The sequence below is a fragment of the Sinorhizobium sp. NFACC03 genome (assembly GCF_900103435.1).
Classification (GTDB): domain Bacteria; phylum Pseudomonadota; class Alphaproteobacteria; order Rhizobiales; family Rhizobiaceae; genus Ensifer.
Genome location: NZ_FMXF01000063.1, coordinates 1 through 14621, shown reverse-complemented (window position 1 = coordinate 14621; position 14621 = coordinate 1). Strand labels below are relative to the sequence as shown.

The 14621-nt window shown below is 59.4% G+C and carries 15 protein-coding genes and 5 pseudogenes; 7 read left to right on the top strand and 13 right to left on the bottom strand.

All coding sequences use genetic code 11. From position 1 onward, the window contains the following. Nucleotides 1–337: pseudogene (locus BLU35_RS34210) on the top strand (IS5 family transposase); the annotation flags it as partial. Between the two features lie 109 nt (nt 338–446). Here BLU35_RS34210 and BLU35_RS34205 read toward each other — a convergent pair. From BLU35_RS34205 to BLU35_RS34180, 6 genes and pseudogenes are all read right to left on the bottom strand, one after another. Next, a complete protein-coding gene (locus tag BLU35_RS34205) occupies nt 447–812 on the bottom strand; it encodes a helix-turn-helix domain-containing protein (protein WP_093236442.1) in 366 nt (121 codons plus the stop codon). A gap of 12 nt (nt 813–824) precedes the next feature. Then, nucleotides 825–1391 carry a TetR/AcrR family transcriptional regulator gene (locus BLU35_RS34200; RefSeq protein ID WP_093236441.1) on the bottom strand — a complete coding sequence of 189 codons (567 nt, stop codon included), beginning with the start codon at nt 1389–1391 and terminating at the stop codon, nt 825–827. A gap of 3 nt (nt 1392–1394) precedes the next feature. After that, nucleotides 1395–1868 (bottom strand): nuclear transport factor 2 family protein, encoded by a 474-nt coding sequence (locus BLU35_RS34195; protein WP_093236440.1) that lies wholly within the window; start codon nt 1866–1868, stop codon nt 1395–1397. A 574-nt stretch (nt 1869–2442) separates the two neighbouring features. Next, a pseudogene (locus BLU35_RS36935) lies at nt 2443–2572 on the bottom strand (PGN_0703 family putative restriction endonuclease); the annotation flags it as partial. Nucleotides 2573–3543: 971 nt separating this feature from the next. Then, on the bottom strand, nt 3544–3747 hold the full coding sequence (locus BLU35_RS34185; protein ID WP_093236439.1) for a cold-shock protein: 204 nt from the start codon (nt 3745–3747) through the stop codon (nt 3544–3546). A gap of 222 nt (nt 3748–3969) precedes the next feature. Further along, nucleotides 3970–4227 (bottom strand): hypothetical protein, encoded by a 258-nt coding sequence (locus BLU35_RS34180; RefSeq protein ID WP_210185184.1) that lies wholly within the window; start codon nt 4225–4227, stop codon nt 3970–3972. Between the two features lie 83 nt (nt 4228–4310). Here BLU35_RS34180 and BLU35_RS35885 point away from each other — a divergent pair, with 83 nt between their 5' ends. Next, on the top strand, nt 4311–4472 hold the full coding sequence (locus BLU35_RS35885) for a hypothetical protein (protein ID WP_158539483.1): 162 nt from the start codon (nt 4311–4313) through the stop codon (nt 4470–4472). Between the two features lie 349 nt (nt 4473–4821). Here the strand turns inward: BLU35_RS35885 and BLU35_RS34170 are convergent, their stop codons facing one another. Continuing rightward, the gene (locus tag BLU35_RS34170; RefSeq protein ID WP_093236436.1) at nt 4822–5883 is read right to left on the bottom strand and encodes an AraC family transcriptional regulator; all 1062 of its coding nucleotides are present in this window, start codon (nt 5881–5883) and stop codon (nt 4822–4824) included. A 140-nt stretch (nt 5884–6023) separates the two neighbouring features. Between BLU35_RS34170 and BLU35_RS34165 the strand changes: the two genes are divergently transcribed. The 4 genes and pseudogenes from BLU35_RS34165 to BLU35_RS34155 all read left to right on the top strand — a co-directional run bounded on the left by BLU35_RS34165 (nt 6024) and on the right by BLU35_RS34155 (nt 8650). Continuing rightward, on the top strand, nt 6024–6548 hold the full coding sequence (locus BLU35_RS34165) for a hypothetical protein (RefSeq protein WP_063891514.1): 525 nt from the start codon (nt 6024–6026) through the stop codon (nt 6546–6548). A 172-nt stretch (nt 6549–6720) separates the two neighbouring features. Then, nucleotides 6721–8154, top strand: a complete 1434-nt coding sequence (locus BLU35_RS34160) for a DUF1254 domain-containing protein (protein ID WP_093236435.1) — start codon at nt 6721–6723, stop codon at nt 8152–8154. Nucleotides 8155–8259: 105 nt separating this feature from the next. Then, nucleotides 8260–8352 (top strand): annotated as a pseudogene (locus tag BLU35_RS36540) (IS5/IS1182 family transposase); the annotation flags it as partial. Further along, a pseudogene (locus tag BLU35_RS34155) lies at nt 8324–8650 on the top strand (type II toxin-antitoxin system RelE/ParE family toxin). The pseudogenes BLU35_RS36540 and BLU35_RS34155, both read left to right, overlap by 29 nt. A gap of 69 nt (nt 8651–8719) precedes the next feature. Here the strand turns inward: BLU35_RS34155 and BLU35_RS34150 are convergent. The 4 genes and pseudogenes from BLU35_RS34150 to BLU35_RS34135 all read right to left on the bottom strand — a co-directional run bounded on the left by BLU35_RS34150 (nt 8720) and on the right by BLU35_RS34135 (nt 12087). Then, nucleotides 8720–9343, bottom strand: coding sequence for a plasmid pRiA4b ORF-3 family protein (locus BLU35_RS34150; RefSeq protein WP_093236443.1), 624 nt, complete (start codon nt 9341–9343; stop codon nt 8720–8722). Nucleotides 9344–9832: 489 nt separating this feature from the next. Beyond that, nucleotides 9833–10687 carry a hypothetical protein gene (locus BLU35_RS34145; protein WP_143033057.1) on the bottom strand — a complete coding sequence of 285 codons (855 nt, stop codon included), beginning with the start codon at nt 10685–10687 and terminating at the stop codon, nt 9833–9835. 271 nt (nt 10688–10958) lie between these two features. After that, nucleotides 10959–11054: pseudogene (locus tag BLU35_RS36535) on the bottom strand (integrase); the annotation flags it as partial. Nucleotides 11055–11073: 19 nt separating this feature from the next. Further along, nucleotides 11074–12087: a methyltransferase gene (locus tag BLU35_RS34135; RefSeq protein ID WP_093236433.1), complete on the bottom strand. Its 1014-nt coding sequence runs from the start codon at nt 12085–12087 to the stop codon at nt 11074–11076. A 188-nt stretch (nt 12088–12275) separates the two neighbouring features. Between BLU35_RS34135 and BLU35_RS34130 the strand changes: the two genes are divergently transcribed. Then, nucleotides 12276–12575 carry a hypothetical protein gene (locus BLU35_RS34130; RefSeq protein WP_210185183.1) on the top strand — a complete coding sequence of 100 codons (300 nt, stop codon included), beginning with the start codon at nt 12276–12278 and terminating at the stop codon, nt 12573–12575. On the opposite strand, the gene BLU35_RS34125 is transcribed toward BLU35_RS34130, so the two are convergent. Then, nucleotides 12572–14020: an FAD-binding oxidoreductase gene (locus BLU35_RS34125; protein ID WP_093236432.1), complete on the bottom strand. Its 1449-nt coding sequence runs from the start codon at nt 14018–14020 to the stop codon at nt 12572–12574. The genes BLU35_RS34130 and BLU35_RS34125 overlap by 4 nt on opposite strands. A gap of 54 nt (nt 14021–14074) precedes the next feature. Next, nucleotides 14075–14621, bottom strand: a 547-nt coding sequence (gene gfa / locus BLU35_RS34120) for an S-(hydroxymethyl)glutathione synthase (protein ID WP_093236431.1), incomplete at its 5' end; no start/stop codon positions are given.

Below are 14621 nucleotides of genomic sequence, written 5' to 3'. Positions count from 1 at the left end.
CGGGCTCGCCTTGGGCGGAAGTTCCGGAACGCTATGGCCCGCCGACGACCTGTTACAACCGCTTCGTCCGCTGGCGCAAAGCCGGGGTATGGGATCGGCTTCTTGAAGCGGTGTCCAAGGCCTACGATGGCGACATCGTCATGATCGACTCGACCTGTGTCCGCGTTCACCAGCACGCGGCCACGGGAAAAAAGGGGATGGAGACGATGGTGGCATGGGACGTTCCCGCGGCGGGCTTGCGAGCAAAATCCACGCGCTCGTCGATGCCGAAGGTCGCCCGGTCAATCTGCGTCTGACTGGTGGACAGATCGCCGATTGTGCCGAAGCCGACGCGCTGACCGCGGCGCGAAGAACATTGCTTCGCCGTCCGTGCACAACGCCGCGGGATAGTGGACGGAGAGGAACCCAGTCAACGGTGTCCTCGCGGCCGAGCGTCTGCGTGCGTTTCAGGTGGCATGCAAAGTGCTGTTACGCCTCCAACGCGCGGGAGGGTGCCCGGTGATTTGACGAAAAACGGTAATAAAATGGGTGGTCGATCGAAAGCCGACATTTAGGGCGATCTCCTCGATGCACGACGGGTCGCTCATCAACTTCGCCTTCGCGCACTGTATTCGGCGGTCGCGCACATAGGCGTGTGGGCTGGATCCCGTTGCGGACCGGAAACCCGCGGCGAAATGCATTGGGCTGAGACCAGCCGCGCGGGCGATTTCTGCAAGATGAAGTGGATTTGCGAGGTTCTTCTCTATGAAGTCGACCGCGCGCTTGATCCGCCATGGTGCCAGATCGACGCAGCCGGACGGACGTCCGCTCATGGCTGATCTCCCTTAATCAGTCGCAGCTAGCAGCCTTTGTCGCAGCCGGTCGATGTTTCGTTCGAAGACTTCCGGTTCATCGAGCGCTCTGGCCAGCACCAAGGCCCCTTGAACGGCGATTACTGTCTCTTCGGCCAACTCAAGCGATCCCTGCGGTGAACATCCGGCCCTCTCCAGCGCCTCGGCGAGAGCGCCGCGCCATTGCGTGAAGTAGTCCCTGACCTGGTCGCTGAACTTGTTCCGAACGTTGTCCAAGGCAAACGCGCCAACAAGACACACACGTCGCCCGGAGCGAAAGTACTCGGAGACCGAGCGACACATCTCGGCAATTGCGGAGCGCGGATCCTCCGCGCCCCGGAGCGGTTCGAAGACCTGTGTCGCGAACCACTGGTCGATCTCGCCGAGCACCGCGGCCGCCATTTCCTCCTTCCCGCCGGGGAAGAAGTGATAAAGGCTTCCCTTTCCCAGGCCGGTCTTTTCGGTGATTGTCGAAAGGCTGGCTCCATCGAAGCCGAATTCCCGAAAGATTTCGGCGAGGGAAGGGATGACGTCCGCGCGCTCGGCGACGATCTTTGGCATAGCTTAAAGTCCCATTTCCGAGAGGCTCGGGTGGTCTGCGGGCCGCGGTCCCGACCGGTCCCAGAAAAACTTTCGCTCGGATTCCTTGATCAGCATGTCGTTGATGCAGGCATAGCGGTGGTGCATTAGGCCATCCTCGTCGAACTCCCAGTTCTCGTTACCGTAGGCACGATACCAGTTTCCCGAGTCGTCGCGATACTCGTAGGCGAAGCGGACTCCGATGCGGTTGCCGTCGTGGGCCCAGAGTTCCTTGATCAGCCGATACTCGAGCTCCTTCCGCCACTTCCTGGTAAGGAATTCGACGATCTTCTCGCGGCCCTGGACAAACTCCGCGCGATTACGCCAGTAGCTGTCGACGCTGTAGGCGAGAGACACGCGATTTGGATCGCAACTGTTCCAGCCATCCTCAGCGGCGCGAACTTTTGCGGCGGCGGATTCGCGGGTGAAGGGGGGCAGTGGTGGGCGCTGTTCAGTCATCTTCTGATCTCCTGATGTTGTCACTGTACCAATCGGTAAACAGTGTGTCAATCGGTACATTCGATGGTGGCCGTCGTCAACAATCGAAGCGCCAAGCGCGTCTTTTTGCCGTGCGAATTGAAAGCTTGTGCCGCGGCGTGCGAGCGTGGTTCACCGGGGAGTGCGAACTTACATCTCATCCCCCGAGCCACGGGATGGTTTCAGCGCTTTCACTTTGGACAAGGGAAGGTGTCGATCAAAGCCCGCAAACAACACATTGCGGAACAGAGGTCGATCGAGCATCACAGGCAGGCATTGACGTACTGTTTTAGGATTTCGAGTTGGTGAGTTTGCCCGGTGGACAATATGATGAAGCCTGCCCGTTGCTCTCCGCATATACGTTGGCCCAACCAAAGCTGTCACCGCTGATGAAAATACTCCATCGACTGCCGCCACCCGGCCGGCTTTGCCCTTCTGAAGGAGGGAAAGAGGACGCTGCCCTCTCTCCCTCACAAGGGGAAAAACGGTCTCCCCGTCCTTCCTCCCCTCGCCTTCGGTTCGCTCCGTGCAGGATCGACGCGGATCCGCATGCGCGGATTAGCGCTCGTTTCGCTTTCCGCGCCGTTGGAAAACTTGGGTGATCGGCAAACGCTGCGAGGGCCGCCGCTTGAAGGTTGCGGTGCTTGCCCTGCCGCGAGCACGGCGTTGCGCATCCACTGATATGAAGACTGGCACTTGACCCGATTTGGCCACGTCCGGCGATCAGTGGGCACGATTAGGGTCGATCCGGGAACACTCGAACCTGCAACCAATCGGTTATGAGCCCACGGCTCTAACCATTGAGCTACAGGCAGGCCCCACCCGAAAAGTGTGTGGGAAAGCAAGCCCATTGATCAAGCTCCCCAAAACCCTGAATTTCTACTGAAAGTTTAAACTCTAATATGGGCCGAACGACGTGAGAACGTGGCGTGTACGAAAGTAGACTTCTAACCCGTTCGGATTAGTGGAAAATTTGACGGGATCAGACTTGAGTTAGCGCGTGTCGGTTGAGAAGCAGGAGAAGTTGTCTCGAATTGGCACTGGAACAATCTAAGAACGCGATCCGTGCAAAAGCGACCGTGAAAACCCCCTAAATTTGGAGGGCAACGACAGCAACGCGCTTAAAATTCCGGTACCCCCGAGAACCGTCGGCCTCACCAGCCGCTGGTTCTCTCTTTACCGCTCCGCTTACCATCAATGGCTCCGCCTCGTGTCAACCGACGATCGGCCCATAACATAGCCAATGGTAAAAACCAGGGCGCCGAGAAGAACCCCTAAGCTTGTGACTGTGTGGGGGTGTGCGGCCGCAACGTTGACAACGGCACGCGTTTCCCTTTTTACGGTTTCAGGTTGCGCTCTGAGCGGCCTTGCGGACTCCGCCGGGCTGCTGCGAAGGTGTGTACGTCAGGTCAGCGTTCGCATCATATTCTTTGGCCATAGTGTTCCTCCTTGCGATGGCTTGAGAAGGAACTGCGTATTCGGCGGGAGGTTCCGCAGCCTAACAAGAGCATTTCGCCGGGGCCAATGAGCGAACGCTGTTCGGCGAAGCCCCGGCGCCAATGTGCCGGGACCGCGCGCCATTCCGGCTCGGTCCGCGCCAGCTTGATCAGAGCGCTTCCAGTTGTCTCAGCCGAAATGTGGGTTCACGTCGACGAACTCAAGCGGTGGCGACGTTTTCGGCTTTCGACTTGCCTGTCTTGCGATCCTGGCCGAGTTCATACGTGACTTTCTGGCCTTCACGCAGCGAGCCGCCGTAGCCGATGGCAGACACATGCACGAATACATCAGCGCCGCCGTTGTCTGGAGTGATGAAGCCGAAACCTTTGTCCTGATTGAAAAACTTAACGGTACCTGATGCCACGGTGTCCCCCTGGTGTTATGGCCAATTGCCAGCAAAACCTTAGCGACTGAAGTGGGCAGCGGCAAACGGGAATGTGGCGCGGGACGTATCTTTCCGTCATGGGCATCCGCGCTCGCGTCGAGGCGATGCCGGCGGATGTCTGTCGCGTGAAGTTTGTTCGACTGATGCCAAGCGAAAACGGATATCCAGGCCGCCGCTCAAGTTCGCCGGTGATGCGGCAATTCAATCGGGCTTCCCTTTGCGGATGCGCTCCTGAAGCAATTTCACATATCTACGCCGGATATCGTCAACGGATACGTCTCCATTGATCCAGAGTTTCAATAGGGCCTGGAATTCGGGGTCATCGTCGATCGGAAAACCGAAATCGCGCCACTTGGAAATAACACGATGGGCGATATCTTTGCGGTTCGTCATATGCCTTCCATTCCCTTTTGAATGCGCGCCGGCGAGCGCAGGTTCGTTCGTTTGCAACAGCGCCACGCAATGTAGCATCGAGGTCCGGCATCGGCCGGCCCCTGGGACGATGACGGCGCCGCAACTTTCCAAGCTCCCGCGGCAAGCGCATGGACCGCGCACGAAGCAAAGCCAGTGAGTCTCCGATTCAAGTTTCGGTCGACGATCTTGCCGCGCTTGAGGAAGAAAATCGCAGATTGAAAGCGCTGCTGGTGCATCGTCTGCCCCAGGAGAATGCTCAGCTTGGAAGCATGCTCGCACGGTTCAAATGAGCAATCTAAGCTTCCTATCTGATTGCCATCCTCGACATGGAGCCTCGAGATGGATCAACTGCCTGTACAAGTCCAGAAGCCATTCAGTCCCGTTATGGGCGAACTAGCCCAGAATTATGCGCGAGCGAGAGGCGGAATCATACAGCAGACCCTCATTCATGACGGCACGCCGTATGCCGGCGGAGACTTCCCGTCATGGAGCGGCTGGCTAACCCGTGCGGGTTCCAACCAGCTTCCGCAGGAAGGCGGCCTCAAGATCAATTCGACGGCCGCCGTCATTTCTAGGCTAAATCAAGCCACGATGGCGCACGGCGCCGAAGTCGCGGCGGGTCGAATTGAAGCAGTACTTTCACGAGGCGCTGTCAAGAGTTGTTCCGAGGACGTTCGCGGTCTGGGCGGTTAACGTCGATAAATTCGAGCGAAACTCCCGCGGCCCATTGCCGGTCGCCTTCCGGTACGCTCGGGCGAAGTTGGCGGGAGACGAATATCCTAACTCCGCCGATACGCGCGTGATCGAGCCGTTTGTGTGCCGCAGCAGCTCAGTCGCTCGCTGAACCCTTGCCGCGTTCGCCAACCCGCGAAAATCGGTGCCAGCTCGATTGAGCTCGCGTTGCAGCGTTCGGACGCTGGTGTCCAATGTTTGCGCGGCGCTATCGATCGACACGCTGCCGGTGAGAACTTGGACCCGCACCTGCTCCACGATGACGTCGAGCAGATCCCGTGGTGCGCCGCCTCGCCGGTCTCGCGCCACATCCTCGATGGTGACAATTGGCCATGTAGCATGCCTCGGCGCAGCGGAAAGATGATGGCGGTCCATTACAACGGTAATCGCGCCTGCATCGAAAAGAACCGGACACTGGAAGACGTCTTCGAACCGAGCCCTCTGGCGCGGCATATCGGTGTCAAGTTCGACGCGCAATGGTCGCCAATCAGGCGGTAAATAAGCCCTGAAGAGGCTAAGCAGGACGCCGACGGCGGCACACGCGACATTGGCGTATCCCGGGCGGCCGGCCAGTGCGAAAACATAGCTGTATCGTACCTCGTCGCCAACGACTGCCACTGTCATCCGATCAGCCGTACTATGATAACGAAGGCCAGCAATGCTGCGATCGATGGCCCGCCCCAAGGTATCGGCTCCAAACACATAATGCCCGAAGCTGCCATAGTTGGCGGCATTCATCATCGGAACCATCAGGATTCCGAAGTTGCTCTCGCCGGCGGCGCGGGCGGCCGCTTCGATGAAGCCGATCACCGCCGCGTGCGGGATGAAGCAATTCTCTTCCTCGGTCAGTTCGAGATCGAAGCCGATAGCACGATTGGCCTGTAACAGCGCCTTTTGCCCCATTTCACGCCGTATGAAGGCCGGCATACCAGACAGGATGCGATTGGAGATGACCGGGATCTCAGCCATGCGTGCAACACTCCAGAAATAAGACAGCCGTGGCGCAAAATGAGTGGTTTTGTATTGCGAATACTGTTTAGTGCCGTAAAACGTGTGAGTAGCACAAGTAGAGATCTGAACGTCTTGCGACCTATGGGAGGGGTACGACTATGACAACCAGACGGAACCTACTGCTAGCAGCCACAGCTGTCGCGGCGACGACAGTGCCGTTCATGCCGCGACTGGCGCAGGCGACCGATGAAGCGGCCGACTTCCTGTTCGTTCAAACCGCAAGCGCTATGAAATTCGACAAGGCGACGAGCAAGCTGACGCTCGAAGGTATTGGCGGCGCCACGTTGTTTTTCTCTGACCGTCCGGAGCGCATTGCCGGGAACATGGCCACGACCGCTTTCTTGCCGTTCTGGAGCAAGGGCAAGGACAGCTTCCTTTCCGATCCGCCGAATGCCGACCTGTCGATCCTCGAAGGGAACAAGCTCCGACAGGTTGTCGTCGTCCTGGAGAATCCGGAGCTGAACGACAATAACTTGACTTACACGGTCAAGGTGGTCGGTGGCGAAATGCCGGAGAAGGGCTCCGAGGTCTCTGTGTTCATCGACATCATCGGCATGCCGTTGACGCCGCTCTCCTATGCGGGCGTGGCCAGGCGCGGCTACCGGCGGGCATTTCTGTACTAGCACCTACCGCAACGCGGCAACGGATTCGAGCTGATCCTAACCTTAGCCGCGTTCAGTTCCGAATACCTGGCCAACAAGGCCAACGAACCGGACAAGCACGTCCAGGGTTCTAGAGCTGCCCTACAGCTCGCGTCGTTTCGATAACTCATCGAATAATAAAGGAGTACGGCAAATGCTGACGAAGAGAGATCTGCTTCGATCCACGGCGGCGATCGCCGCCGGCGCCGCGATTGCGAGGCCAAGCCTCCTAATGGCGCAGAGCACCCCCGGTATCATCGAGGCCAAGGACATCGCCGAGGCAGGTTTCATCTACGGCCTGCCGCTCGTGATGAACTATGCCATCATGTACGAGTACGCGGTAGATCGCAATTCGGGGCAGTTCAAGGCGCCGTTCAATGAGATCAAGAATGAGCCTAACGTCTTCACCTACAAAGATACGGCAATCGTGACGCCCAACAGCGACACGCCCTATTCCTTCGCGTGGCTGGATTTGCGGGCGGAACCGGTGGTGCTCTCGGTGCCAGCGATCGACCCGAAGCGCTACTACTCGGTCATGCTCTGCGACGGCAATACCTACAATTTCGGCTATATCGGCACCCGAGCCACAGGGAGCGAGGCCGGCGACTACATGGTCGTCGGGCCCGACTGGACGGGTGACACCCCGGCGGGCATCAAGCAGGTGTTTCGTTCGAGTACACAGTTTTCTCTTGCGGGTTATCGCACCCAGCTTTTCGGCGCGGATGATCTCGACAACGTCAAGCAGGTGCAGGCTGGCTACAAGGTGCAGATGCTCTCGGCCTATCTGAAGCAGACACCGCCGCCGGCGGCGCCAATCATCGACTTCCCGAAGATCGACAAGGAACTGGTGAAGACCAACTTCTTCGACTATCTCGACTTCGCGCTGCAATTCGCGCCGGCGCAGGGTAATGAGAAGGAGATACGCGCCAAGCTGGCACGCATCGGCGTCGGGCCAGGCAAGACCTTCAATTTCAAGGACCTCCCTCTAGAGCAGAAACTAGACTTCGGCCTTGGCATGAAGGAAGGACAGCGAAAGGTCGACGAGGCCGTCGCCAATGTCGGCAAGACGATCAATGGCTGGCGGGTTAGCGGACTTCCAGGCGACAGCGCCCACTACAATGGCGACTGGATGAAGCGTGCCGTCGCCGCTCAGGCCGGCATTTATGGGAACGACCCGGAGGAAGCGACCTATCCGTTCACGCGTGTTGACAGCGACGGCCAAACGCTCGACGGCAGCAAGCACAACTACACGCTGACGTTCCCACCTGGTCAACAGCCGCCGGTGAACGCATTCTGGTCGCTGACCATGTATGACGGCAAGTCTCAACTCCTGATCGAAAACCCGATCAACCGTTACCTCATCAACTCGCCGATGTTGTCGGCCATGACGAAGAACGACGACGGTTCGCTCACTCTCTACATCCAAAAAGACAGCCCCGGCGCAGACAAGGAGGCAAATTGGCTGCCTGCGCCCGATAACACGATCTATCTCGTGATGCGCCTGTACTGGCCGAAGACGGAAGCACCGTCCATTCTGCCGCCGGGGCAGGGGACATGGCAGCCGCCCGGCATCGTCGTGGCGGGATAACACTCGTCGGCGAGGTCAAGGGCCCCTCTTGATGGCCTCAAGATCGAGAAAACCAGTCTGATCGGCTGGTCGTTCGGTGGGAATGCATCTCCTGCGGATTGCGCCCTGCGATGCGGTGGCCACTGGGCGGACTGCGCCGACGTCTATGGACCGAAGAAGACGCTCTACAATCGCTTCGTTCGCTGGTCCGAGCGGGGCGACCGATGAGGCTTCTCGGGCGCAGCATGCGCTTGACGATGGCGATGCCATCTTCAGTTACATTGAAAGTGAGAATCCGAATGCGGCGGTTCACGTCGATGAGTAAATCGCGCGCGCCGTTTGCCGCCTCCTAGATTTTCCCGAGAGCGGTCGGCCTGGCCGCATCGAGGGAACACGCGAGCTAGTGATTCCACGCACGCCATACATCGCAGCCTACATGCTGACGACGGATCGGGTCCGCATTCTTCGTATTTTGCATGGTGCTCAGATTTGGCCCTTCGCGTTTGAGGACGAGTAATCTCACCACGCATGTTACTTGTCTGCGGTTCAATTCTCTTCAAGGCGCTCACTTCGAACCCTCGCCGCGTCACTTCTTTGGGACGGCTTTCGGCCTGGGTTGATACAGGCGCCGCTTGACGTTGGAGCGCAGAGCATTGCGAACATCCTTGTCCGCGGTGGATAGGTCGAACCATTCCGGATTAAAGTAGCCACCGCACCACCGAATGGTTTCATCATATTCTGGATCTTCCCGGTCCGCGATGATCTCCAGAAACCGCTCATAGCCCAACACGCCGCCAACATCCTCGGGCGGTCGGGCCCTTTCGCCGGCCACGCAGGTCCCGTGTTTGGGCGTAGCAGCGAGCGTTAAAAACTCCTCGACCGCGACGGTGTGCCGCCAGCCATCCCCGAAATCATAGTGGTAGCTGAAGACGGCACCTTGCTCGAAGTCCAGCAAGCGAACCTCTCTCTGATCGAAGACTCGAGGATCGTCGTCGGTCGCATCCTCTGTCAGGATATCGACGTCTCCATATCGCAGACCACCGATGCGGAACTCATAGAGATGATAGTTCCACCAGTTGAACGCGGCCTGAATTCCGAGATGCAGATGCTCCAGGTTCCAATGGCCTGGCAGGACCAGACGGCGCCAGGCGCCCGGATCGATCTCATCAATGGAAACTCTGATCTGCACAGTGTTTGCGGGTTTGAACATTTCCCGAATGAACAAGGTTGGCGCAAGATCGTCAAGACGGTCGCTCGCGTCGCACGGCCAGGATATTTTGCGGCGTCGTGCGTTCCGCCCGGTCGGCACGCGACCCGGCACCTCGATCTTGAGCGGCAATCCGTTTTGGCTCGAAACCGATCGAAACTAACGCCCATTTCAGGGCGCGCCGCATCCTCGCCCTCCGGTGACGGGTACAACAACGCGGGCGAGACTGTTTCAGATGTGACTTTGGCATGACGCTGACGTGCCCTCCTGGCTGGGTAAGCCTCGATTTTGAGGAGGCTCGCGGCCAACTTGAAGAAGAGTCCGGAAACGGGCTGTTTGGACGGTTCTTTTCAAATGTTTGACGGTTCGTCTTGCCCCGTTAGCGCCCGGTAGACGGTCACCCCCAGAGCCAGCTCGATGACCTGCTGCCCTGGGCTTACACCGCTACACAGTTCATGGCCGTAGCCTGAGAACAGCGCTCACAGCGGACCGTTAGCGCGAAACCGGGGTCAGGGTCAGTACCTCGTTGTTGGTCTTGCACGAACCCGGTACGCCGTTGATGCAGCCCTTCGTGGTCTGCTTGATCGTCAGCCTAGAGCCATCGCCCGACGGACCGATCGTATAGGTGCCGCTGCCGGCGCCTGAAAAGCCGCCCCCCGCAAGCACATATTTCACAGTCCCGCCGGAGCGCGACGTTGGCGTGTAGACGAAATCCGCGGTGCCACCGGGGAACTTGCCGACGACCTTGAACGCCTCGTTCAACTTCGCCACGGTTCCGCTCACCTTGATCCGGGCGCCGCCGCCGGTGACCGTCCATGGGCCGGGACAAAGCTTGTCCAGCACATGTTCGGCAATCCGGGCAGCCTCGTCCAGATACGCATCGTCGTCTGAAAAGCCGGTGAAGCTGTCGACAAGGTCACCGCCAGGGTTGGTTCTTGTCTCTATGGTCCAGTCGGCTTTTCCGGCGCCGAATGTGATGCGGCCGCCAATCAAAAAGTCTGGTGCGATAGTACCCAGCTTCTTGATCGCCGTGGCCGGATCGGCATATTTCGACTGCTGAAACTTCTGTTCCTTGATCACCTCGTCGATCCGCCGCCATTCGACGACCTTTCCCGCGCACCATGCAAACTCCCCGCCGTCGCCCAGCGTGGTGACGAGGTGGTGCAAGATAACCTCGCCTAGACCATTGCCAGCAGACTCCCGACCGGGATAGTTGTCATCGGTGATTGTGCCGACCGCCAGCGCCACATCGGCTTGCTGCGCTGATGCGATCGCCGATGACAGCAAGACAAGCAAAAGCGCACAAAGCACCGGCACGAAATGCGACGCTAATGACCGAACCTGCACCTTGATGCGCCCCCGCTCACGGACCGTGCCGTTACACTGCCTCTCTAACCAGGGGTCTGTCCAACGAAATCTCGGGTGAGGTCCAGGCCATCCGATCGGGCAAATGAGTCCGCTGAACAAGGGTGAGGAAGGGTGTGGCATCTACTTCCGGATTTCAATTGAAGCCGTAAATTTGGTCTTCGATTTTGACCTTACAATTTCGCCCGGGCAGGGGAGGGATCGATCTCGAAGCCCGGATTCCTTCGTGAGGCTTTTGGAACCGGTCGTGGCGCTTTTTGCAGCGGCTTTTGAAGATCAGATTGACCGGCTGCGTTATCAGCGCCAGGCGATCGACATTGCCCCATTGGTCGATCTTGCGGAACACCGGCCGGGCTCTTGGTTTCCGTTCAGTCGGGCTTGAAGCCGATCACCATCGAGTCCGGCCCCAGCAACGGCTCGACGCGCGTGGACACGAAACCGGCGTCGCGCATCCAAGCCTGGCAGTCGGCGCCGGTGTAGTCGAAGCCTCCGCGGGTCTCGATCAGCATGTTCAAGCTCATAAGCAGGCCGAAGGCGTTGCTGCGGCGCTCGTCGTCGATGACGGCGTCGTAGACGATCAGCGCTCCGCCTTTGGGCAGCGCGGCGAAGGCCTTTTTCAGCAGCATCCTCTTCTCGGCTAGATCCCAGTCGTGCAGGATATGCCCCATCACGATCACATCCGCGTTCGGCATCGGGCCGTCGAAGAAGTTGCCGCTTTGGAAGCGGACGCGGTCGGCGAGGCCCTGCCGGGCGACGAACTCGTCGAATATCGGCTGCACGGCAGGCAGGTCGAAGCCGATAGCCTGGAGATGCGGATGGGCTCGCGCGATCACCACCGGCACCATGCCCTGCGCCGCGCCCACATCGGCGAAAGTGGTGTATTTCGACCAGTCGAACCTGGCGGCGATCGCCTGCGCCGCACCGGCGCTGATCCCGCTCATCGCTTCGAGGAACCCGCGCAGCCGTGCCGGCTCCGCATAGATCGCGGCAAAGAAGTCCTCGCTGTGCTTGGCTTCGTTCTGCGGCTCCCCGGTGTGCAGGGCCTCGGTAAGCGAGCCCCAGAAACCGTAGAGCCGGGCATTGGCCATTTCGAGGATGCCGCCGATATAGGTCGGCTTCGTTTTGTCGAGGAAGAGGTTCGTATCAGGGGCATTGCGATAGCGGCCGTCCTCGCGTTCGAGCAGCTTCAGGGCCACCAGGGTGTCGAGGAAGTCGCGGGCCGAGCGGGGATGCAGTTTCAGTCTGGCCTGCAGGTCCGGCAGGTCGGCCGGGCCGGCAGCGAGCTCGGTGAAGACGCCGAGCTCGACCGCGCTGAGCATGGCCTTCGAGGCCCAGAACCCCATGCCGAGCTGCATGATGTTGTCCGGCGTCGTTGTGCCCATCGCTCGTCTCCTCGTGGATCGTGTCGTCGAACGGCATCTGGGATTGGTGCGGAAACCGAAGCGGTCCGACGGCGCTGCGAAGCCGAGGACGTTCCGAAGCCACCCTGCAAGGGAAAATAGAGCGTTTTAAGATGGGGGGCAATTAATCAAGAATCACTAGCTATAGCTAAGAGCCCAACCGCTAAGCGGTGACTCCGACGCCGAACTCTGACCTAACGGCTTCACGTCGAGCAGCGGAGGAGTTTTCCGATTTCCTTTACTGCTCCTTCGGTCGCCGCTACGCCTTTGTCATCACGCTGGAGAAGGCGACGTCGATTTCCGCGGGCATCGATGCAGGACAGCCCTGGCGCCGGACTTTCGGCGACAACATCACCTATACCGACTGGCAGCGTGACAATTTCTTTCATGCCCTGCAAACGCTGCTGCCGAAGGTTTCGCGCATCGGCATCGAGTTCGATCAGGTCAACCTCGACCTAGAGCTGTCTTAGATCGGGTCTGCGGCGCCCACTTCGGAGCATCCCGCGAAACCGGCGCCCGCGCGAACCACCTTTCCCGGGTTCAGCAGCGTCGCAGCGTCGAGCGTGTTCTTGATCCGTAGCATCAGGCAAATCTTCACCGGGTCTGAATTGACCAATAGGGAGCCCATCCTCTTGAGGCCGATCCCATGTTCGGCAGAGAATGACCCACCGATCGCAGCAATGTCCCTGTAGAGCACCTCTTCGACAGCTCTTGCCTTGTCACCTGATACTTCACTGCCCGCCGCGTTGAGAACGATGTGTAGATTTCCGTCGGCAAGATGGCCAAACACATATGGGTCAAACGCCGAATCCAGCTGCTTCAGGCTGGCAACAGAGCGAGCGACATAGGTTTCGACTTCCGAAAGAGGGACCGAGACGTCATAGGATGGCGCGCCCGGATGCTTTCGGTAGATGAGGTCGGTGTCTTCGCGCAGCCGCCAGAGATCCGCCTCCTGTGCGACCGAAGAGGCAATCACGGCCGAAGCGTCGGGATGATCCTCGATGACACCTTCGTAAACGCGCCCCAGCTCCGCTTGCAACGCTCCTTCCTCGGCCCCGCCCAGCGAGACCAGAAGGTTTATCGGATGGTCGGCGCTGTAGTCCGGGACCGACCATCGATGATGGCCCGATGTTAGGCGGAAATAGGCGTTCCAGATCGCTTCTGCCGCGCGGAGATGACCGTACTGCGCGTCGAGCCCTCGGCGGACCGTCTCGAGCGCGGCGTCCACAGACGGCAGACCGAAGAGCACGGTGGCGGTGGCAAGCGGTTGGGGTTCAAGCTTGACGGCGATGCGCGTGATGATGCCGAGTGTGCCTTCAGCCCCCACGAAAAGATGCTTCAGATCGTAGCCGGCGGCGTTTTTCACGACCCGTGTGAGGTCTGAGTAGACCGAGCCATCCGCAAGCACGGCCTCCAGGCCGAGAATGCGATGGCGCATGACCCCGTAGCGAAAGGCGGCAATACCTCCGGCATTCGTCGACGCCATACCCCCGATCGTTGCCGAGCCGCGCGACGGCAAATCGATCCCCGTTTCAAGCCGGTACTCGCTGGCCGTTTCCTGCAGCGCCTGCAGCGTCACGCCGGCTTCCACCACGGCAACGCGCTCGACTGGCGATATATGCAGGATGCGATTGAGACGGGCAGTCGAAAGCACGAGTTCCCCCGGTTTGGACACTGCCCCGCCCACGAGGCCTGTTCGTCCCCCATGGGTGACGAGTGGGACCCCGTTGGCAAGGCAACATTGAACGACTGCAGCAACCTCCGCGGTCGTTCTTGGAAAGACCACGGCGCCGGCCCCGAGATTATCCGGTGCAACGCCGTGATCGACCGAGGAAAGGGCCTCTCCGTCCTTGAGATTTCCGTCACCGACAATCTTGCGAATTTCTTCTTTGAATTCAGGCTGTAGGCGATTCATGCGATGTGACCTGCTGGTGATGTCGAGAACGGTGAGGCGTTCGTGGCAGATTGTTCAGGCGGCGTCCGATTTGAGCGCACCGCTCTTCTTTGCGATCCAGGTGGCGATAAAGTCCATCAGGACGGGGTTGAGGCAATCATAGGATTCGAGGCCCAATTCGCGCAGTTGACTGCGCACGCCGTCCATTCCAGCAGGATCATAGCCACTCTCGATGATCGAGGAGACGAAGGCGGCAAAGCCCGGCTTTGCCCAGCCTGCTTCCTGGAAACGCTCAGGGTGGACGAAAGACAGGCCCTTGAAAGCATGATCGCGTTCGACGGGACCGTACATGTGCACGCCGCAATCCTTGCAGGCATGCCGCTGGATCAGCGCGCCTGGATCCACGACTGCAAGTTTGTCTCCGTTCTGAAGGACTTCGACGTTGGCGGTCGGTGCCACGGCAACGACTGAGAAGACAGCGCCGTCAGGCTTCCAGCATTTGGTGCAGCCGCAGGCATGGTTGTGGGCGATGTCGCCCTTGATGCGGACCTTCACCGGATTGCTGGTGCAGTTGCAGACAAGCGTGCCCCCGGAAAAGGCCGCGTCCGTCGCCTTGAACCCG